At 35.1% G+C, this 21,430-nt stretch carries 21 protein-coding genes and 1 other RNA gene; 6 read left to right on the top strand and 16 right to left on the bottom strand.

The window, feature by feature from the left end; translation table 11 throughout:
* Window positions 1-41 precede the first annotated feature (41 nt).
* Both MHH59_RS25475 and MHH59_RS25480 read left to right on the top strand, forming a co-directional pair.
* Window positions 42-281 (top strand): DUF896 domain-containing protein, encoded by a 240-nt coding sequence (locus MHH59_RS25475; protein WP_033729536.1) that lies wholly within the window; start codon window positions 42-44, stop codon window positions 279-281.
* A 282-nt stretch (window positions 282-563) separates the two neighbouring features.
* Window positions 564-1,121 carry a cysteine hydrolase family protein gene (locus MHH59_RS25480; protein WP_078177985.1) on the top strand — a complete coding sequence of 186 codons (558 nt, stop codon included), beginning with the start codon at window positions 564-566 and terminating at the stop codon, window positions 1,119-1,121.
* A gap of 40 nt (window positions 1,122-1,161) precedes the next feature.
* Here the strand turns inward: MHH59_RS25480 and MHH59_RS25485 are convergent, their stop codons facing one another.
* The gene (locus MHH59_RS25485) at window positions 1,162-1,596 is read right to left on the bottom strand and encodes an Lrp/AsnC family transcriptional regulator (protein ID WP_201057036.1); all 435 of its coding nucleotides are present in this window, start codon (window positions 1,594-1,596) and stop codon (window positions 1,162-1,164) included.
* Window positions 1,597-2,025: 429 nt separating this feature from the next.
* Between MHH59_RS25485 and MHH59_RS25490 the strand changes: the two genes are divergently transcribed.
* A complete protein-coding gene (locus tag MHH59_RS25490) occupies window positions 2,026-2,991 on the top strand; it encodes a DUF4822 domain-containing protein (RefSeq protein ID WP_201057037.1) in 966 nt (321 codons plus the stop codon).
* Window positions 2,992-3,260: 269 nt separating this feature from the next.
* Here MHH59_RS25490 and MHH59_RS25495 read toward each other — a convergent pair whose 3' ends face one another.
* On the bottom strand, window positions 3,261-3,692 hold the full coding sequence (locus tag MHH59_RS25495) for an Lrp/AsnC family transcriptional regulator (RefSeq protein WP_201057038.1): 432 nt from the start codon (window positions 3,690-3,692) through the stop codon (window positions 3,261-3,263).
* Window positions 3,693-3,859: 167 nt separating this feature from the next.
* On the opposite strand from MHH59_RS25495, the gene MHH59_RS25500 reads away from it, so the two are divergent.
* The 3 genes from MHH59_RS25500 (at window position 3,860) to MHH59_RS25510 (ending at window position 6,330) form a co-directional block, all read left to right on the top strand.
* Window positions 3,860-4,441 carry a beta-class carbonic anhydrase gene (locus tag MHH59_RS25500; RefSeq protein WP_002129867.1) on the top strand — a complete coding sequence of 194 codons (582 nt, stop codon included), beginning with the start codon at window positions 3,860-3,862 and terminating at the stop codon, window positions 4,439-4,441.
* Between the two features lie 31 nt (window positions 4,442-4,472).
* Window positions 4,473-4,922: a cyanase gene (gene cynS, locus MHH59_RS25505; protein WP_001081567.1), complete on the top strand. Its 450-nt coding sequence runs from the start codon at window positions 4,473-4,475 to the stop codon at window positions 4,920-4,922.
* Between the two features lie 127 nt (window positions 4,923-5,049).
* On the top strand, window positions 5,050-6,330 hold the full coding sequence (locus tag MHH59_RS25510; RefSeq protein WP_201057039.1) for a purine/pyrimidine permease: 1,281 nt from the start codon (window positions 5,050-5,052) through the stop codon (window positions 6,328-6,330).
* A 51-nt stretch (window positions 6,331-6,381) separates the two neighbouring features.
* On the opposite strand, the gene alo is transcribed toward MHH59_RS25510, so the two are convergent.
* The 14 genes from alo to MHH59_RS25580 form a co-directional block, all read right to left on the bottom strand.
* On the bottom strand, window positions 6,382-7,911 hold the full coding sequence (gene alo, locus MHH59_RS25515) for a thiol-activated cytolysin family protein (protein ID WP_206771721.1): 1,530 nt from the start codon (window positions 7,909-7,911) through the stop codon (window positions 6,382-6,384).
* 578 nt (window positions 7,912-8,489) lie between these two features.
* Complete coding sequence (locus MHH59_RS25520; RefSeq protein ID WP_002139178.1) at window positions 8,490-9,242, bottom strand: iron ABC transporter ATP-binding protein; 753 nt, start codon at window positions 9,240-9,242, stop codon at window positions 8,490-8,492.
* Complete coding sequence (locus tag MHH59_RS25525; protein WP_002089519.1) at window positions 9,239-10,303, bottom strand: iron chelate uptake ABC transporter family permease subunit; 1,065 nt, start codon at window positions 10,301-10,303, stop codon at window positions 9,239-9,241. The genes MHH59_RS25520 and MHH59_RS25525 overlap by 4 nt, the downstream gene beginning before the upstream one ends.
* A complete protein-coding gene (locus MHH59_RS25530; RefSeq protein WP_201057040.1) occupies window positions 10,300-11,316 on the bottom strand; it encodes an ABC transporter permease in 1,017 nt (338 codons plus the stop codon). Before MHH59_RS25530 ends, MHH59_RS25525 begins: the two co-directional genes overlap by 4 nt.
* Before the next feature lie 19 nt (window positions 11,317-11,335).
* Complete coding sequence (locus MHH59_RS25535; protein WP_002139176.1) at window positions 11,336-12,349, bottom strand: siderophore ABC transporter substrate-binding protein; 1,014 nt, start codon at window positions 12,347-12,349, stop codon at window positions 11,336-11,338.
* Between the two features lie 384 nt (window positions 12,350-12,733).
* Complete coding sequence (locus tag MHH59_RS25540; protein WP_003192297.1) at window positions 12,734-13,411, bottom strand: response regulator transcription factor; 678 nt, start codon at window positions 13,409-13,411, stop codon at window positions 12,734-12,736.
* 879 nt (window positions 13,412-14,290) lie between these two features.
* The gene (locus MHH59_RS25545) at window positions 14,291-14,791 is read right to left on the bottom strand and encodes a GNAT family N-acetyltransferase (protein ID WP_201057041.1); all 501 of its coding nucleotides are present in this window, start codon (window positions 14,789-14,791) and stop codon (window positions 14,291-14,293) included.
* A 457-nt stretch (window positions 14,792-15,248) separates the two neighbouring features.
* Window positions 15,249-15,603: a transfer-messenger RNA gene (ssrA, locus tag MHH59_RS25550) on the bottom strand.
* Between the two features lie 125 nt (window positions 15,604-15,728).
* Window positions 15,729-16,196, bottom strand: a complete 468-nt coding sequence (gene smpB, locus MHH59_RS25555) for an SsrA-binding protein (protein ID WP_002034685.1) — start codon at window positions 16,194-16,196, stop codon at window positions 15,729-15,731.
* A 92-nt stretch (window positions 16,197-16,288) separates the two neighbouring features.
* Entirely contained in the window at window positions 16,289-18,709 is a 2,421-nt protein-coding gene (gene rnr / locus MHH59_RS25560) for a ribonuclease R (RefSeq protein WP_370458377.1), read from the bottom strand.
* 222 nt (window positions 18,710-18,931) lie between these two features.
* A complete protein-coding gene (locus tag MHH59_RS25565) occupies window positions 18,932-19,672 on the bottom strand; it encodes an alpha/beta hydrolase (RefSeq protein WP_162836430.1) in 741 nt (246 codons plus the stop codon).
* Between the two features lie 161 nt (window positions 19,673-19,833).
* Window positions 19,834-20,067 (bottom strand): preprotein translocase subunit SecG, encoded by a 234-nt coding sequence (gene secG / locus MHH59_RS25570; protein WP_002016062.1) that lies wholly within the window; start codon window positions 20,065-20,067, stop codon window positions 19,834-19,836.
* A gap of 94 nt (window positions 20,068-20,161) precedes the next feature.
* Complete coding sequence (locus MHH59_RS25575) at window positions 20,162-20,854, bottom strand: LrgB family protein (protein WP_002129877.1); 693 nt, start codon at window positions 20,852-20,854, stop codon at window positions 20,162-20,164.
* Window positions 20,851-21,228, bottom strand: a complete 378-nt coding sequence (locus MHH59_RS25580; RefSeq protein ID WP_170935229.1) for a CidA/LrgA family holin-like protein — start codon at window positions 21,226-21,228, stop codon at window positions 20,851-20,853. Before MHH59_RS25580 ends, MHH59_RS25575 begins: the two co-directional genes overlap by 4 nt.
* Between the last annotated feature and the right edge of the window lie 202 nt (window positions 21,229-21,430).

Here is a 21,430-nt window from a genome sequence, read left to right on the forward strand (position 1 = left end):
AATCTAATCGAATAATACAAAAAAGAAAGGCGGAGAAAACAATGCTTGAAGTTTTAAATCGAATTAATGAATTAGCTAAAAAACAAAAAGAAGAAAGTTTAACAAAAACAGAATTAAATGAGCGCACAGAATTACGCGAGGAGTATCTTCAAATTATTCGCGGTCAAATCAACACCACTGTTACAGGATTAAAAATATTAGATCCTTTAGGAAATGACGTGACTCCTGAAAAATTAAAAGAGCAACAAAAGCTATCACTAAACACAGATAACAACGCATGAAAATACCCAGCTCCTTTGTTACTTAATGATTCATCTAATAGTACGTTTGCTTAGATGCATCATTAAGTTAATATCTACTTCCCCATCCACTTTCTGTTTCTAAATCAAAAAACCACAAACAAATTGTCCCCATCTTTTCTTTGCATCCTTTAGCTTTTTCACAATGAAACCATATACGTCAAAATCTTTTCATGACATTATTACTTCCATATAGTTGCAATTTATATAATAACGGTACAGTACAAATAACTTGCTGTATAAATAATTGTGGGGGGATTAATGATGAACGAAGCGTTACTATTAGTCGACATACAAAATGATTACTTTGAAGGCGGTAATATGGAATTACATCAACCTGAAAAAGCCGCACAAAAAGCGAAAGAAGTCTTGAAAGTATTTCGTGAAAAACATAAAACAGTTATTCACGTACAACATATTGCGAACAATGAAGGAGCTACTTTCTTCTTACCTGAAACAGTAGGTGTTCAAATTCATGATGATGTACAGCCAATTGTTAACGAAAGAGTCATACAAAAACATCACCCTAACAGTTTTTTAAGAACCAATTTATTTGAAACATTAAAGAAAGAAAAAATAGATCAACTAGTCATTTGCGGTATGATGACTCATGTATGTATTGATGCAACAGTACGTGCTGCCAGTGATTTAGGATTTCAATGTGTTGTAATTGAAGATGCTTGTACAACAAGAGATTTAGAATTTCAAGGAAATCTGATCCCCGCAGTACACGCTCATCAATCGTTCATGAGTTCGTTAGAGTTTGGTGATATTTATGCGAAAATCATGTCGGCAAACTGTTTTATAAACAAGAGCAAATAAAGAATTACAGTTCCATATAAAAAAAGAAAGAATAAATCTCTTATTCTTTCTTTTTTTCGATTGTCTTAATGACAGTATTTATACGATAATCACCATAATGTAAAACATCTGCAAGAGTCTCTTCTAATTGCTGGTGCGAAGATGTGTGAAGAATCATGATATAACACCCATCGCCACTTATACGATACATTTCAGTAATTAAGTCCGTTTTTTCAAAAAAAGTTTGAATTTGATTATGATAATGTGGTGCATGCAGAAATAGTGTAACAAACGTCATAATAGACCCTTCTAACTTATCCCTGTCGATATCTATCGTATATTTTTGAACGACACCCGCCTCTTCTAATTTATTAATTCGTTTCCCAACAGCCTGGCCAGTCAAATGTACTATCTCTCCAATTTTCTTCCAGTTCATTCTAGCGTTTTCTTGTAGTAACTTTATAATTTTAAAATCTGTTGAATCAAACATGGACATCCCCTTCCTATAGGAATCACCTTCTATAAGATCATCATTTCCCCTACAATTCATCTTAAAAACTTTTATAATACACTCGATTAACTCTATTAAGAATTACATTACTGTTAACAGCTTTCCTTCTTCCTTTACTATGTATTTTTCGATTACTCGTAGGTATCAGAAAAAAATTGATAAGCGTTCGAAAGGGCCATCCAGTAAGCTAGCGATTGTTTTTTATAAATATGAAAATTTTTTAGGAATTAGTTTATCTTTTTTTAATGATTTATTTAGAGGGAGTTTATACTCGGGGATTAACATGATAAACGTAGTAACTAAGTTCGTTGCTCCCACCTGAATCTTTTCATATAACAAAAATTTAAAAGGACGAACTGCTACTATAATCGCAAACCGTACTAACTAAAATCATACAATAAGGAGACGATAAAAATGAATAAAAAAACAAAAGTACTATCATCCATACTGCTAGGATTCACATTAGCATTAACAGGTTGCGCTGGCACGAAAGCTGAAGAAAATCATAGTAAACAAAAACAAGAACAAGCTGCGAAAGATACTAAAAAGGAAAATAAGTTAACTAAAGGGCAAAAAATGGCTAATATTCTTAGCGAGACAAATTGGCAAGGTACAAGAGTGTATGACAAAGATAAAAATGACTTAACGAAAGAAAATGCAAACTTCATTGGTCTTGCAAAATATGATGCGAAGTCAGGAAGATATGAATTTTTTGATGCTAAGACTGGTGCAAGCCGTGGCGATAAAGGAACTTTCTTTGTCACAAATGATGGGAAGAAAAGAATATTAATTTCAGAATCAATGAAGTATCAAGCTGTTGTTGACATGACAAAGCTAAATAAAAATGTATTTACCTATAAAAGAATGGGGAAAGATGCTAACGGTAAAGATGTAGAAGTTTTCGTTGAACATGTTCCATATAAAGAAAAAGAGCTTTCTTTCACGGATCCGGATAAGCAGCTAAACTCTACTACAGGTGATATCGTTAAAAACGTGGATGGAGATAAAATTTTAGGCGGAACCCTTTGGCATGGAACAAAGGTATTAGATGAAGCCGGTAATGATGTAACGCAGTTTAATTCGAATTTTATAAGTCTAGCAAAATTTGATGACAAGTCTAATAAATACGAGTTCTTCAATAGCGAAACAGGTCAAAGCAGCGGTGATTATGGCTACTTCGATGTTGTACATGAAAATAAAATAAGAGCTCATGTTTCAATTGGAAATAATAAATATGGTGCGGCTCTTGAACTTACTGAACTGAATAATAAGAAATTTACGTATAAAAGAACTGGTAAAGACCAAGCGGGTAAAGACATAACTATATTCGTTGAACATGAGCCTTATAAAGGTGATATAAAACCACAATTTAGCTTTTAAAAACGTTTGATTACAAATCCTGTACTGAGCTGCAGGATTTTTTTAAAGAAAAATCATTTATGATTCCCTTGAAAAAAATTGTCTTATATCCCCCTCAACAATTCAGCACGATTGTTGAATATAATATCTCTCATTTTTTTAACAGCTTTAAAAAGCCTTACTACACATAAATTGTAGTAAGGCTCCGACTATTTAAGATAAAAATTTTATTATCTCTATACAAATAAGGTTTAGCAAATAATGTTACTATAACCTCAAAAAAAGAAATCTTATTTTAACTTTCCTATTGATAAGTTAACACGATAATTCCCATACTTTAATAGTCGCCCCAGAAAGTTATCCAATTCTTCATTAGAAGCAAAATGTGTTTTTAATAAATAACATCCCTCACCACTTATACGGTCTACTTCAGAAATCCCTTCTTCTTTTTGAAAGAAATTCATAAACTCTTGATGATTAGCTGTTGTTACGAATAAAGTAACAAATGCAGTCACTACTTGTCCTAATTTGATTCGGTTTATTGTGATTGTATATTGTTCAATAATCCCTAAATCCTCTAATCTTCGAATTCGATTTCCTACAGCCTGCCCTGTCATATGTATTTTTTGACCAAGTTCTTTCCATTGTATTCTTGAGTTTTCTCCTAATAATTTCAGTATCTCAAAATCTGTTTGATCAATGATATAAACCAATCCTTTCATCGTGAAAGTAGAAAGCCAGAAAGTGTTTCGCCAACTTATTCTGCTTGTCGATACAATTCACTATACTTAGTTTATCCTCTTACATCACATTGTTTATCAGTTATATTTATTTATAACACAGAGGACGCAACAAAAAAATACATCTAGATTTAAAGGAGGTTACAAATATGTTATTACAAGAGATTTTATCGTTCAATGAACAATTTGTAGAAAATAAAGAATACGCTCCTCGTGAAGCGACAAAACTGCCTAAAAAACGTATGGTTGTTGTTTCTTGCATGGACGCTCGTTTAATTGAGCTACTTCCAAAAGCTTTAGATATACACGATGGTGATGCAAAAGTTATCAGAAATGCAGGTGGTAAAATTGCTTCTGCTTTCGATAGTGTTATGCAAAGTGTTGTCGCATCAGTATATGATCTAAATGCAGATGAAATCTTCCTTATCGGACACCAAAGATGTGGTGCGAGCCAAACTAATCCAAAAGGAACACTTCAAAAAATATTAGATCGTGGAGTAGCTTCACCAGAAATTTTATCAGCGATTGAATATGCTGGTGTTGACCTTGAAAAATGGTTATTTGGATTCGATGATGTCAACGGTTCAACTCAAGCTAATGTTGATTTAGTAAGAAATCATCCACTTATTCCAAAAGATGTTCCTGTACATGGTTTAGTTATTGATCCTCACACAGGTAAATTAGATTTAATAGTTGATGGATATAAAGCATTAAATGGTATGAAAAATTAATTATTACTTAAATGAAGGGAAGTTATTAGATATGAATAGACAAGAAGCTACGCAAAAAATTATGGAAGCAAAAATTGCAAAAGGTTTAACATGGGAAGAAATTTCAAAAGTAAGTGAAAACTCTGAGACTTGGGTTGTAACAGCGTTATTAGGACAAGCTACAATGACACGTCCGGAAGCAGAAAAAATTGGTAAACTATTAGAATTAGATGAAGAAGTAGTTCAGGCATTAACAGTAGTTCCACTTCGAGGTCAAGTAATGCAAATGCCTCCTACTGACCCAATCTTATATCGATTATATGAAATGATGTTACAATACGCACCGACTCTTAGAGAATTAATCCTAGAAAAAGCTGGCGAAGGTGTAATGAGTGCAATTAACTTCAATCTAGGTGTGGACACACAAGAAGATCCAAAAGGTGGCGACCCTCGTATCGTGATTACACTTAACGGGAAATTCTTACCGTTCCGTACATGGTAATTAATTAAAAATCTATCTATATAATTAAAGTGATTTTATAGATTTATAAAATCCATCCTTTTTAATCTAGCTGTATAGAAAGGATGGATTTTTACTATGAGATTCTTTTTATACAAGGGAGAATAATATGAATAAAAAATACGTCGATACGAGCTTTAGTATTCTACAGTGGTTTGTGTTTTTATTAGCAAATGCAATTGCATTGCCTATCATTATTGGTGGCATATTCCATTTATCAATAGAAGATATCTCAACATTAATGCAACGAACTTTTTTAGTTGTAGGAGTAAGTTCATTTATACAAGCATGGTTTGGGCATCGCTATCCCATAGCGGATGGGCCAGCCGGTTCATGGGTAAGTATATTTGTCATATTGGGACAAGTCGCTATGCATCAGGGACAAAGTGCAAAGGATGTATTACAACTTTTAGAAGGTGGATTAATTATTGCAGGTATATTACTCTTCCTCCTTGGTATAACAGGGCTTGTTCATCGAATTCTACGTTTATTTACACCCTTGGTTACAGGCACTTTTCTTTTAATATTATCTCTTCAGCTTAGTGGTGTGTTACTAAAAGGAATGATGGGATTACAAGGAGCTGTAACTCATCCTGATTATACAACGGCTACTATTGCGCTCTTTGTTTTTGCCCTTATTACTTTCTTATCAATTAAAGGGAAAGGATGGATGAAAAGTTACGCTGTGTTACTTGGCATTTCATGTGGTTGGCTTTTGTATGCTGTATTAGGAAAATCATCTCATATACCTTCACACACACCGTTAGTTAAGTTACCAGAGATATTCGCTTGGGGCATGCCTAGATTAGATATTGGAATGGCTCTAACTGCAACTTTATTTACATTTCTTTTAGTTGCAAATACAATCGCTGCTATTTCGGCTGTAAAACAAGTGGCTCCGTTATCTAAAGAAAATGAAAAGCAAATACTGAACCGCGGCGTGTGGGCCGGAGGTATATCGCATATTATCTCGTCGTTGTTTTCTACAATTGGAATTGTACCATTACCTGCATCAGCAGGATTTATTCAACTAACAGGACAAAGAAAAATGAAGTCGTTCCTTATAGCAAGTCTTATATTAGCAGGAATTTCTTTTATTCCTTCAATTGTAAACTTTATATCCTTGCTACCAGGTCCTATTGCTAATGCCGCACTTTTAGCAACATTTGTCCAAGTAATAGGCATTTCATTTCAATCCATTTTACGTGAAGAATTAAATCAACGCCGATTAACAATATTAGGAATTTCATTATTAATCAGTTTGGGAATAATGTTTCTTCCAGAAAGTGCATTTAGCGGAATTCCTTCTTCCTTACAATATGTTTTAAGTAATGGATTACTTGTGGGTACCATGCTTATCATTCTATTGGAACAGTTTTGGAAAGAGTAAAATTTGTGACTAAGTAAAAAAGCGCCCTGCTTACAGGGCGCCTTTTTATACCTAATGACTAATACTAGCAGTTGGGTATAATGTTGTTCCTCCAATTGAAACTTTTATTTCATTTGTTAATGGAACATTTTGTTCATTAATAATTGTTCTCCACCATTCCCATGCAAGACCAGTACATTCTCTTGCTACGATTTTTATATTTTTTGAATTTGGTGGAAGAGGGATAACTGTAGAGTAATGAGCCGTTTTGTCTTTGCCGCTACCATCCCATGTTTTATGTGTTAGTACTTCTTTACCATTTTGATCAAATGTGAATTCATCCCAAGATACATCAAATTGCGCAACGTAAGCACCGTAATGATCCAGTGTCATTTTAGCACTTGAATATTCTGTAGTTGTCGTCTCGATATAATCTGTATTGTTATGAACAGCAGCAGTTGCATTATCTTTTAAAAAAGTACTTGTATATGAAATTGGGTATGCTGGATTTTTAAGACTTAATTCAGCATTATCTTTAATGATATTTCGGATTTCATTGAAATCTTTAGTAACAACCTTGTTATGCTCTTTCGCATCTCCGCCTAATACTACAGCAGTAAAAGTACTTTCTTCAAAAATATCTTTGTACTGTCCATTCGTTTCGACGCTGTTATTCTTAAGTAAGGCTTTAAAAGCAGCTTGTACATCTTTGCTCTTAGATGTTGTTTCTAATTTTACATAAACAGTTCTACCATAAGCTACATTTGAGACCATAACAGGTGGAGCCGAATTACTTACACCTTTACGAGTTAACTCACCAAAAGTAACACTATTATCAAAAAGATCGGATGGATTGTTAGGTAGTTCAGCACTTACGGTATAAAATATTTGCTTATATGCCGCTACCATCACTTTTTTCTCTCCATTTGCAACCGCATTAAAATCAATGTTTAGACTGTTATCAAGATATTTAGCGTTAACGTTAAGGGCACTTGCGATTTGTGATTTACTATAAACCATAGATTCTGTATACTGCATTCTTGCAGGTAACGTATGTGTTTTAGAATACTTTTCATTCCAAGTAGATACTAAATCATCTACTGCTCCAGCCACATTACCATATGTCGGATTTTGGACAGTTATTGTATTTTCTTTTCTCATGCCAGGTAAGTCTATACTAATATTCAAAGGTTTTCTCTTAGCCACTAATAAACTAGGTTGATTATCTGCAAAAGCTTTATTTGCAAGTTGTACCGCTCCTGGATACGTACGATTCGCCACAGAATCAATAATCGAAATATCGACTGGTGAAGTTGTAAGTGATTTTTTCTCGCGTTCCACTACTACAAATTTACCATTTGAATTGATACTCTCTTTCGGAACAAAACTCTCTACTTTATCACCATTTACAGCTAAAACCCCTTGATTATTATATTTAAGATTTGCTATACCAGTATCAATGCCACTAGCATTTTTGGTTACATCAGTTGTATTACCTGCTTGTGTTTCTGCGAAGGAAATAGATGAATAATTAATAGTGCATAGACTAACTAATAAACACGCAAGGAACTTTCTTCTTTTAGTGTTTTTCTTAATATTCAGAAAAACAACCCCGTTCTTTTTTTAGTAAGATATGATAATGATTGATAAATGATAGCTAACTAATAAACCTACATAAATGCTTTCAAAAGTTCTTGAATTAACGGGATTACGCCACCTACAAATTTCAAAACTGCCATTGCGATTTCCATATTATTTCCTCCTTTTTTATTGCTACGAAAATGTGATTTATCTTTATGCCCTCATTATAGTGACCCCTTACACTTTTATCAATACACTCTTATATGCAATATTACATACAAAAAAAACAAGCTGAATTCTTATAAAAAGTTATACAGAGATAAATTTTTCGTTTGGTAAATACTTGAAAATGCGAAGCGTTCCTTTGCATTTCATGAGTAATTTACAAGTTTATTGTTGGAAGCATCGCAGGACCGGAAGTAATGAAATACATGCAGGACTGTTACGAGCAGCCAGAAATATTAAGAGTTATCATGGGCAACCGCATTAAAAAAAGCTGCTGCCTATAAAATACAGACAGCAACTTCAACTAGAGTAGCTGGCATGATTTACACAAGCTACAGTATTTTTTTGACATACTCATTTTTCACATTTTGTAACTAATAAACAGCGATTGGCCCATAAGGACCATTGATAATTTCAATTTTCGTTTCAAAAATATCTGTTAAAATTTCCGGGTCCATAACCTCTTCTACTGTTCCAAAAGCAGCAATTTGTCCATCCTTCATAGCACAAATTTTATCCGAATATTTGGCTGCAAAATTTATGTCATGCATAACAGTCAAAATTGTTCTTCCAAATTCATTAGCTGCACGTCTCAAATGCTCCATCATTTGAACAGAACGAGCAACATCAAGGTTGTTCAGAGGCTCGTCCAAAAGTACATATTCAGTCTCTTGGCACAATACCATCGCTACATATGCCCTTTGTCTTTGACCACCAGAAAGCTCATCTAAATATCTATTCTCTAAATTAGTTAAATCTAGAAAATCGATATATTTAGAAATAATAGCTTCATCCTCTTTAGTTAATCTTCCCTTTGAATAAGGAAAGCGCCCAAATCCAACTAATTGTCTAACAGTAAGCCTAGTTACAAAATGATTCTCTTGTCGCAATATAGTCAAAACTTTTGCTAAGTCTTTTGATTTGGATTCAGAAACATCCATATTTGCTACCTGAATTTGGCCTTCATCCATATCTAAAAGTCTTCCAATCATCAATAGTGTCGTTGACTTTCCAGCGCCATTTGGTCCAATTAAAGAAGTAAAGCCCGCTTTTGGTATTTCAATATCCAAAGGTCCTATTTTCACCTTATCAGTATAGAACTTTTTAACATTATCAATTTTTATCATAAAGCCCTCTTCCTTAAAACTATAGTTAAGAATATTATTCCACCAAATAATTCAATAATAACTGAAACTACACCTTGAGCATGGAATACATGATACATTAAAAAGTATGCACTCGTCATTATCAAAAATCCTATTGCAAAAGCCATTGGAAAAATATATCTATGATCATAAGTTGACGCCGCCTGATAACTCAAAGTTGCTACTAAAAAGCCGTAGAAAGTAAGCGGCCCAATTAGAGCTGTTGAAATGGACATCAAAATAGCAACTAATACAAGCGTATAAATTACACTAGGTTGATATTTAACTCCAAAAGAAGTAGCAACATCCTTTCCTAGTGACAAAACATTCAAATTCTTAGAATGAGCAAAAATTAATACTGCTACAATTATGATCATAGGAATTACAATAGGAAAATATGCAGGATCTGCGTGATTAACAGAACCAAATAATTTCGCTTGTAAAATATCAAACTCTGAAGGCGCAAGTAGCTTTCTCATAAAAGTTGACACAGAATTTAGTCCGGTACCAATAATAATTCCAACTAAAAGCATAAGTTGTAAATTCCCGTATTTACCGGAAAGTAACCATCCATAAAGTATCAAACTCATGAAGACCATAACAACAACTTGGAATACAAACGATCCAATTCCATTAAAGTTTATTAATGCACTAGCACCAAAGAAGAATATTGTACTCGTATGAATTGCTGAATAAAGTGATTCGAAACCTAAAAGCGAAGGAGTAATAATCTTATTGTTCGTAATAGATTGGAAAGCAACTGTCGACAAGCTATGGCAAACTGCAGCAATAATCATCGCAACAATGGCTATTATCCTTCTCTTAACAACTGGGATAAAAGAAGGTGAATCTATCGGAACTGGATTGTTATAAACTAAAAGTCCATATGAAGAAAGGAGACCTAAAGCGATCAATGTTATCAGTACAATCCAATAACGTCTTGCTTCCTTCTTAGAACGAAAAGCGCTAGCTGATCTACTTTCATTATGAAGGCTAGAATCGATTTCGACATTTTCTTTATTTCTATAGTCTAATGTGATCATCGCAGCCTCCTTGGTTTTCTTTTTCTCAATAAAATAGTAATAAATACGACTGCTCCCACTGTTGCAAGTATTAAAGAAACAGGTACTTCAAAAGGCTTTATAATTGTTCGAGAAATGATGTCACAGGCAGTTATTGTCCCCATTCCGATTACACATACCCAAGGTAAATTACTCCTAAGATCATCTCCCCTAAACATTGAAACAATGTTTGGAACAATTAATCCCAAGAAAGGTAAATTTCCAATAACAGCTGCAACAATTCCAACTGCAACAGAGATAAGGCCAGTCCCAAAAAGAACAATTCTATTGTAATTAACTCCAAGGCTTGTTGCGACATCTTCTCCTAGTCCAGCTAAAGTCAATCTATTAGCATACATAAAAATAAGCAAAGTAACGATAACAATCAGCCATAAATATTCATATCTTCCCACCTGAACGGTAGCAAATGAACCTACGAACCAAGTTTCAATACTTTGCGTCATTTGAAAAAGGAGTCCCAAAAAAGTAGACACTGCAGAAATAACTGCTCCAAGCATCAATCCAATAATCGGGACAATTAAAGACGAACGGAGTTTAACTCTTCTTAAAAATAGAAAGAAAATCATAGTTCCTATAAAAGAAAAAATGATTGCACCAGTCATTCTTTGAACTAACGTCGGGGCAGGAAATAATAAATATACAAAAAGCAGGCCTAAGCCTGACCATTCAATAGTCCCCGTTGTAGTAGGTTCAACAAAACGATTCTGTGTAATTAGTTGCATTACGAGCCCTGCCATCGCCATTGCAGCTCCAGTAAGCATTAATGCAACTGTTCTCGGAACACGAGTTATGAAAAACATCTCCATTCCGTCCTCTTGTCCACGTATATCATAAACTCCAGTAAACAGTGATATAATCCCTAAAATTATAACAACTATAATCGCTATTATAAAAGATTTTGTCCATATTTTATTGTGATTATAAAACTGGGGTTGAGAAATATTCTCAACCCTAGAAATCATATTTTTTGACACTGTTTCGTACTCCTTTACACTACTTAGCTAAAGTTTTTGCGATATTTCCAAATAACTCTATATAAGTCTCAATTGATTCATTTGTGTAAGTATCTGCTGGTGCATAAACAATTTGTTTTTTAGAAACAGCAGTTGTGTTTTGAAGAGCAGGTGATTTAGAAATAACATCTTGAGCAGGAGCTGAAGTAGCAGCATCAGATGTTGCAGCATCACGATCTAATACGAAAAGCCAATCAGGATTTGTTTGTGCAATAGCTTCAACAGAAACGTCATCACCTTTATGACCTGCAGTAGAATTAGACACTTCTAGTGCTGGAGTCCAACCGAAAATCTCATACATTGGTCCCCAAACGCGACCAGAGTGAGGAGCAGCAAAACCAATATTCCCACCAGTAACGATAACACTCATAACTTTATCTTTTCCATTATAAGCAGATTTTACATTTTCAATAGATTTATCAAAATCAGCTACTAATTTTTTAGCTTCTTTATCTTTATCAAAGATTTTCCCTAGAGAAATTGTAGAATCTTTAAGTCCTTTTACTAAGTTTTCTCCAGGCTTAGTAGCTTTCTCAGAAACATCAACATTAAGATCAATAACAGCCGCATTTGGCACTAATTTTTTGATTTCTTCGTAATGGCCAGCAAATCTTTGACCAACGATTACAAGTTCAGGGTTTGCCGCTGCAATAATTTCAAGATTTGGTTCGCGGTGATTTCCAATATTTTGAACTTTACTATCCTTTACATATGCTGAATCTGCAGGCATTACATCCTTTGGAGCAGCCGCTAATTTAATTCCCCAATCAGCTAAAGTTTCAAAAGTTCTATTATCTAAAGCAACTACATTTTTTGGATTTACAGGGACTTTAACAGTTCCATGTGCATCAGTGATTTCAACCGTTTTTGGCTTATCACTACTATCACCTTTATTAGCTTTCGAAGTTTCCTTACTTGAATCTGAGCAAGCTACTAACATTAAAGTGAAAATTGCTAGAATACTTACTAATTTTAAAAGCATAGTTTTTTTCATACGTATACTCCTTATTATGTAATTTAGTTCGAAAATGATAAAGTCCATAGATTAAATTAGATAGTAACTTTTATGCATCTAAATTGCTATTGATAATCATTTTCATTTGAACATCCTGTAAATAAGTATAGTCATTAATTCTGTGAAAATCTTGTGAATGGTGTGAGTTAACAAAATTAAAAACAAATTAGATACAGTCTCCACCAGATCCATCCCCCACACGTACTAACTGATAGATTAGCACCTTATAAACCATGATTTCTACTGCAAAAAAGGGCCCATTAATAGCTAATTTTTTCATATTCCACTATCTGATAGCAATCTTCTTTTTATAGTTTCCGTCTTTTAATATTTCACAGAAACTATTTTATTATCTTATTTTTATCATTCAACCATTGAATAGCCCCTGCCATGTATCGTTTGAATATATCTATCTCTCTTCTCGCACTTTAATTTTTTTCTTACATACCCAATATATAAATCCACTACATTGGGATTGACTACTACGTTATATCCCCAAACCTGGTTCAAAAGCATTTCACGGCTCAATATTGTGTTTTTATTCTTGATTAAAAATACAAGTAAATCGTACTCGCGCTTAGTAAGCGTGAGATTTTTACCACCTTTTTTCACAATATTGCTAGATGCATCAACAAAGAGATCTTTAAACTGAAAAAAATTTGTCTCATTTTGCTGGATACAGTCACTTCTCCTTAAAATAGCTTGAACCCTCGCTACTAATTCTTCTTTCACAAATGGTTTTCTAATATAATCATCTGCTCCTGCTTGTAGCCCTGCTATACAATCCTTGCTAGAAATATTGTCGGTCACAATAATTATCGGTGTCGTTTTAACAAGTCGTATTTGTCTGCAAATTTCTGGTCCCGATATACTTAATGAATCCCAATCCAATATGATAATATCCCAATCTTGTTCATATACTATATTTAAACCTTGGTTTTCATTGTGAAGTTTTAAAATGAAATAGCCCTCTTGCGTTAGACCGCTTACTATTTTCTTTGCAAAAGACCGTTCATTCTTAATTACTAACACCTGCTTCACCGATGGTTCACCTCTACTTCAATATAACTTAGTTGGATAAAAAGTTATCTCCAAAAAATAATTTAAGATTTATAAATATTAAATCCCTAAAAAAAGCCATTATAACAGCTTATTAGGAGAACTCTATATAATCTTACAATAGATATGGATAAAAACACAAAATATATGAAGATTTAAATACATATTATTTAATCATTAAGAGCAACTATATTATCTAGCTGCTTATTATCAATAACTATTCCCTCAGTTTCTGTTTCAAGGGTACCGTCCTCAACTTAAGCATTTTATAAAACCACAAAATGAAAAAACGGTATTCTTTCTATTTTTCTACTTATAAATACTTGTGTAGAAGTGATTTTGTTATTGCTTATTTTAGATAAAATTGTGATCGTTAGGGGATAACACACACAAGATGCATTGAGAATGGAATTGAAAGAACCGAAGAATTAAATACATTCTAATTTTAGAACCATAACCTCGCCAACCTGGCAAAGTTATGGTTCTTTTTGTGACTTTACCCATAAAGTTGCCGCTAAAGGAAGCATATCTTTGCCGTGGATTAATTATTAACCCATAAGCTTGCCGTGAATACTGTTGGTTTGTAATAAAGTTTGATTAAAAGCATGCTACAAAAATTGATTTTTCAACAGAAGAAACCCAAACATTTTGAAAAAAGTTTGATCAAAATGCTTGGGTTATTTGTTGCTAGTGAATAATTTTTTATAAAAAGTTTAATCATTTTTCTATCTATGTTTGCTCAACAATCGCGTCCGATTACTAAAGATCATTATTCAAACCTTATTGAAGAAAAGCACCCGTTGGTTAAACAACAGAAGGTTTCTTAGTCAAGAACCGCTCCAATAGTATTACGGTATTAAATTACCTATCATAAGATGCGAGCTTCAAAATAAATTCTTCAACATCCTTGCCTCTTGCGTTGGAAAAACCCTTATCTTCAGAGATGATTTTAAACCTGCATTTTTCCAATACCCTAATGGAGGCGAGGTTATCTTTAGCGGCACGAGCATAGAGCGGGCGTACCTTAATATACTCCAGAAACTCTGACAACGCTTTAGTTGCAATACCATGACCCCAGTATTCCTTCCCAATCCAGTAGCTTACTTCGGGTTCGCAGAACTGTTCAAAGTTCGAGACGTGTCCAGTGACAATGCCATTGAATAATATAGTCTTAATTGTGATAGTCTCGTCAGCGATAATTTTTTTCCAATGGTCAAAAAATGCGTCCTTATCAGTGGGATCTTTAGCTGTAAAGGCAGCCATATAGTTCGCCGTTGAATCTAGTTGTTGTTCGAAAAAGATAGGAAGATCTTCCTCTGTGATATCTCGTAGCTTCACTTCGCTTTTGCTAATGGATTCCATATAATTCACAAGCTCCTTAACATATTTTTGAATATAAATTCTTCCAAGTTTAGAGAAATTCCTTCTTCAACTAACCTGCCACTTAGCTTAAGTACGTTTCTTCATAATATTCTCTATATTCTTTAACAGAAATATCTAATTTTCTTATTAAGTGTTATTCCACAAAATGGCCCTTTAGTTGAGTAACTTTATTGCTACTCAACAGTTCCTTAATCCGTCTTTCAGTTCAAATCTTCTTTTCACTATAAAAACACCCCTTTAGATAAACAGATCCAAAGGGAGAAAACATCGCGTCTTTTTTATAAACATCGTGACTTTATTTAAAAGCGACATTAAAAATATTCTTCAAATCCTGGAAGCATAAGTTTGCCGCAAACAAAAAGAACCATAAGCTTGCCGGAACGGCAAACTTATGGTTCATATCACATACAAAATAAAAAAACCACCAAATATGTATTGGTGGAGACGGTGGGAGTCGAACCCACGTCCAAAAATATCGGCACTTAAGCTTCTACGAGTGTAGTCGATATATTAGCATTTCGCGAACTCTTCGGCCTATCGACAGGCTTCCAAGTTGCTAGTCTGATTGTTCTCTTCCTTCGCCCTCAGACGGCGAACTCCGGCGTAGTCCACTTAGTTTGAGTCCCTTACCCTACCACATGGACGATGGAGGGAGGAACCTTTAGTGCAATTAAGCAGCTAAAGAAAGATTGTTTTGTTTGCCAATTATAGGCTTTGACGTTTTAACGAGGCCGATCCCCTCGACTCGCAACCTAAGCTCGAACTATCCCTGTCGAATCCGTAACGTCCCCATGATAAAAATGGAGCATACGAAGAAATATCGTGATAGCTACTAAGAGCTGTTTTTCAATGTGCAACAATCTTACATAAGTTATTATATCATACGCGCGCCGTTTTACAAATGTAAATATCTGTATTACATCTTTTGACGATCACGGAACACGCGTGCAATTTCACGTTTAGCTTCTTTCTCTTTTAAATCGTGACGCTTATCATATTGCTTCTTACCTTTTGCTAAACCAAGTGCCATTTTCGCAAATCCATTTTTCAAATAGATTCTAACTGGAACTAATGCATATCCTGTTTCTTTTGCGTAACCTGCTAGCTTATCAATTTCTTTTTTATGAAGAAGTAACTTCCTTGTACGTAGCGGATCGTGATTGAAACGATTCCCTTGTTCATATGTATTAATATGCATATTATGAACCCATACTTCACCGTTATGTATACGTGCAAACGCATCTTTCAAGTTCACGCGTCCAGCGCGAATCGACTTAATTTCCGTTCCTTGAAGGACAAGCCCTACTTCGTATGTTTCTTCGATGAAATAATCATGAAATGCCTTTTTATTTTGCGCAATAACCTTACCTGTACCTTTTGGCATATAACGTCCCTCCTCTATTTTTACTATTGTAACAAATGTAAACAAAAAGCGAAAGTGGCTCGCTCAGAATGTAAGGCGAAGCCACTCTTTTCTTACTTGCGCTTTTTCTTTTTCTTCTTGAATCCTGGTACATTTTCAAAGAATCCTTTTTTCTTCTTACCATTACTATTACCATCTTTTTTCCCTGGCTGACTAGCGGATGTGGATGCAGATGCAGACGCTTTTCCTTTTCCTTGTCCACCACGATCAAACTTTCTTCCTGTGCCGCGTTCACCACCGCGCTCATTACTACGTTCGCTACGTCCACCGCGTTTCTTTCTGCCTGTTCTTGGCTGTTCAATCACAACTGGACGATCTTTGAACTTACGACGAGGTGTGCCTTTCATGCCAACGATTTCAAAGTCGATTGCACGCTCGTCTTTATTTACGTTAATAACACGAATTGTAATTTCGTCACCGATGCGGAATACGTTACCTGTACGTTCTCCGATCATCGCAAAATGTTTTTCGTCATAACGGTAGTAATCATCTGTTAAATAGCTAACGTGTACAAGACCTTCAATTGTATTTGGAAGCTCTACGAATAAGCCGAAGTTTGTTACAGAGCTAATCATACCGTCATACTCTTCACCGATCTTATCGACCATATACTCTGCTTTTTTCATTTCGTCTGTTTCACGCTCTGCTTCAACAGCACGGCGTTCCATATTAGAAGAGTGCTCTGCAATCTCAGGTAAATTTTCACGCCATTTCGCTTGCGTTTCGTTGTCTACTTTACCATTAATGATGTATTCACGAATCAATCTATGAACAATCGTATCTGGGTAACGACGAATTGGCGATGTGAAATGCGTGTAGAACTCAGTTGATAAACCAAAATGTCCTAAGCTGTTCGAATCGTAACGTGCTTGCTTCATAGAACGAAGCATAACTGTTGAAATGACTATTTCTTCCGGCTGACCTTGAACCATTTCAAGAATTTGCTGCAATGCACGAGGGTGTATTTCATTCGCACGTCCCTTTACTGCATATCCGAAGTTTGTTACAAACTCGAAGAAACGCTCAAGCTTATCTTCTTTCGGATCTTCATGGACACGGTACATAAACGGTACGTTCATCCAGTGGAAATGCTCCGCTACTGTTTCGTTCGCAACAAGCATAAACTCTTCAATTAACTTCTCTGATACAGAACGATCACGCATTACAACATCAGTCGGTTTTCCTTCTTCATCTACTAGTACTTTCGCTTCTTTAAAGTCAAAGTCAATCGCACCACGGCGCATACGTTTTTCACGTAAAATTTGTGCTAACTGCCCCATTTCTTTAAACATTGGTACTAGCGGCTCGTAACGTTCAATTAGTGCTTCGTCTTCATCTTCTAAAATGCTTCTTACGTCAGCATACGTCATACGCTCTGTCGTTTTAATTACACTTTGGAAAATCTCGTGTTTTACAACATCACCTAGATTGTTGATTTCCATTTCACAAGATAGTGTCAGACGGTCTACTTTCGGATTTAATGAACAAATACCGTTTGATAAACGATGCGGAATCATCGGAATTACACGGTCTACAAGATATACACTCGTTGCTCTCTCTGCTGCTTCAACATCAATTGGAGAACCTTCTTGAACGTAATGACTTACATCCGCAATATGAACGCCAAGCTTATAGTTACCGTTCTCAAGCTTCGTTACTGTAACAGCGTCATCTAAGTCTTTCGCATCCGCACCATCAATTGTAACAATCATTTGATCACGTAAATCACGACGATCTTTTATATCTTCTTCTGAAATCGTTTCTGGTACACTGTTTGCATGCTCCATCACTTCTTCAGGGAATGCTAAAGGTAAATGATGTTTATGAATGACAGATAAAATATCTACTCCTGGGTCATTTTTATGACCTAGAATTTGAATAACTTCACCTTCTGCGCTTAAACGGTTCTCTGGGTAGCCCGTAATTTTCACAACTACTTTATGACCTTCTACAGCGCCCATAGATGCACTTTTCAAGATAAAAATGTCACTTGTCCAGCGTTTATTATCAGGTATAACAAATCCAAAGTTCTTTGACTCTGTATATGTACCAACTAGTTCCTTCGTTCCACGCTCTAAAATACGAACAATCGCGCCTTCTTGGCGTGATCCACTTGATTGTGCGCTAACACGTGCTAATACTGTATCACCATGAAGTGCACCATTTAATTCTGTCGGCGGGATGAAAAGATCATCATCTCCTGTTTTCTTCTCTTCTGGAACAACGAACGCAAAACCACGTGCGTGCCCAATTAATTTACCGCGTACTAAATTCATTTTTTCTGGAAGACCGTAGCGGTTACTACGTGTGCGGATAACAAGCCCCTTCTCTTCCATCATTACAAGTGCCTTTACGAAATCTTTAAAGCCCTCAGAGCCTTCGATTCCAAATGCCGATTCTAATTCTTGTATCGTTAACGGTTTATACGCTTCTTCCCTCATAAATAATAACAACTTATCAATATGTTCTTGCATGATTTCTTCCAAGCAGAAATACCTCCTTTAAACCCTTATATTATTTAGTGTATCCGAAAGATGGGGGATGTATAAAGTGAAACTTTAATCATCTCCCAATGATTTTTTACAGCTTTCATAAAGTGTAACTTTAACCAGTGGTTTTTTGTCCGTCCCCACTGATTATTAGCCCACAAATAGCGGGATAAAAATTCCCTTATGAAAAAAAGAGGCAACTAGACCTTACCAATCTAGTTGCTCCAAGAAGTTATATACATCCTCATGTAGCACATCACGTTCTTTATCAAGTGTAATGACATGCGTAGAGTCTTCATACCATTTAATGTCTTTTAACGTAGATTCTACACCGTTATAAATAATGTTAGCACTATCTGTATTAATCATCTCATCATGACGTGCTTGTACAACGAATGTTGGAGCATAAATCATATCAACATTATTGCGTACGTCACGAATCAACTCCTGTAATGCTTTTAATGTATTCATTGGTGTCTGTTTAAATTCAAACATTTCCTGCTCAATTCGTTCTGGTGATTTTTGCTCACGCTTTTTATATTCGCGGGCATATGCCAATATACCTTGGTACATAATTTCTTCACTTTTAATGTACATCGGTGCACACATTGGTACAACACCTAAAATCGGTAATGTATAAGCAAGTTTTAATGAGAATACTCCGCCTAATGATAATCCAACCGCAGCTATTTTCTCGTAACCTTGATCTTTTAAATGCTGGTAGGCATTCATTACATCTTTCCACCAGTCTTCAGGGCCTGTATGAACAAGCTCTTCTGGTGGTACACCGTGTCCTTTGTAAATTGGCGCATGACAAGTATAGCCTTTCTTCTCTAAGAAACGCCCTAGCATGCGTACGTCAGCTGAGTTCCCTGTGAATCCATGTAATAATAAAACAGCGCGGTCTCCACCTTCAAATGTAAATGGTTTCGGAGATGCTAATTTCATCATGTACTTCTCCTCTTTCTCTTCTGTAATCTAGTCGTATTCTTTCTATTCTTAGTGTACCATATTTATAATTCTATAATCTAATTAGAAACTTTTTTTGAATAACAAATCAAAAAAAGAAGAACCATTAGCATAATCCGCTAACGCTTCTTCTTTTAATTTTATAAATTTAAGTACGTAACACCAATTGTTAGTACGAAGAATAGTACAGCTAAGACAACTGTAACACGGTTTAATACCGCTTCAATTCCACGTGCTTTTTGCTTACCAAACAATTGCTCTGCACCACCTGAAATAGCGCCTGAAAGGCCTGAGCTATTACTTGACTGCATAAGTACCATAACAATCATTAAAATCGATACAATAATAAGTAAAACTGATAATAACGTATGCACTTGGCGTACCTCCTACAAAGATTCAGTTATTTTAAATGTAGCATAAATCCTATAGAAAAGCGAGAGCTATAGAATCGCTCTCGCTTTTCTTCTATTACATGAACATCATTGCGAATAACGGTCCAAGCAAACATGTCAAAATTGCTGTTAATGTCATTGTTACCGATCCAATAACACCTTCATGCTCATTATTTTTCATCGCTCTCATAACACCCATAATATGAGACGCACATCCAAAGCCAATCCCTTTACCAACTGAGTTTGTAACACGGCTCCATTTTAATAAAATTGGTCCTGAAATCGTTCCAGTAATCCCTGCGATAACGACGAATGCCGCTGTTAAGGACGGGACACCACCAACTTGTTCAGATACACTCATCGCAACTGGCATTGTCACTGATTTTGGTAAAGAAGATAAAATCAAGCTTTTATCTGTTCCCATAAGTGTGGCGATAGCAAAATCACTTGCAATAGCAACTGTTGTACCTACTAATACACCACCAGCAATTGGTACAACATATTTTTGCAGAACATGACGTTGTTTATAAAGCGGGATTGCAAATGCTACAACACCTGGTCCTAATAGCTTCGCAATCCAGCCACCACCACTTTCCATATAATTTTGATATGGTATATCAAGCATTATAAATAAGAAAGCCATTAATCCTGTTGCAACAAGCATTGGAATGGTAAATGGTGTTGGAAATAATTTGTAGATTTTTTTAGATAATTGATATAATAGCACCGTAAAAAGAACCCAACCGATTCCGATTAATATTTGGCTCATTGTGTCTCTTTTTCCTTTCTATTCGCAAGATATTGTCCTGTATGTCCTGCGACAATAATAATTAAAAACGTACTCGCTACAACTGTAATGAAAAGGGAAATTCCTTTACTCATAAAAAAAGCACCGTAATTCATTAAGCCAAGCGTTGGCGGAATTAATAAAAACGGCATAATAGCAACGAGTGTTTCTGCTCCTAAATCAAACCATTTCACTGGAAGTACTTTTAGGCTAAGCAAAACAAGTAGGAGGAACATCCCAATCAAACTTCCTGGAATCGGAAGATTCAACATTTCTTGCACCCAATTTCCAACGATATAAAATACATAAAGAGCAGCAATTTGGACAAGAATCTTTGTAAGTTTCATGTTCATCATCCCTCATGTTTATACGATCTTCTGTTAATATCCTTATCATAGTATAAATTGTAAAAACCTGCAATTTATCAAATCGACAACGAAAACCCACTATATTATACGCTTACACCCTTGATATGACTGCGTTTCCTAATGTAATTTACGTCAAAAACCTTGACCTAATATATAAAGTTTATATTTTCTGAATTTTGATGGTTATTAT

This window comes from Bacillus sp. FSL E2-0195 (assembly GCF_038003645.1).
Taxonomy (GTDB): domain Bacteria; phylum Bacillota; class Bacilli; order Bacillales; family Bacillaceae_G; genus Bacillus_A; species Bacillus_A mycoides.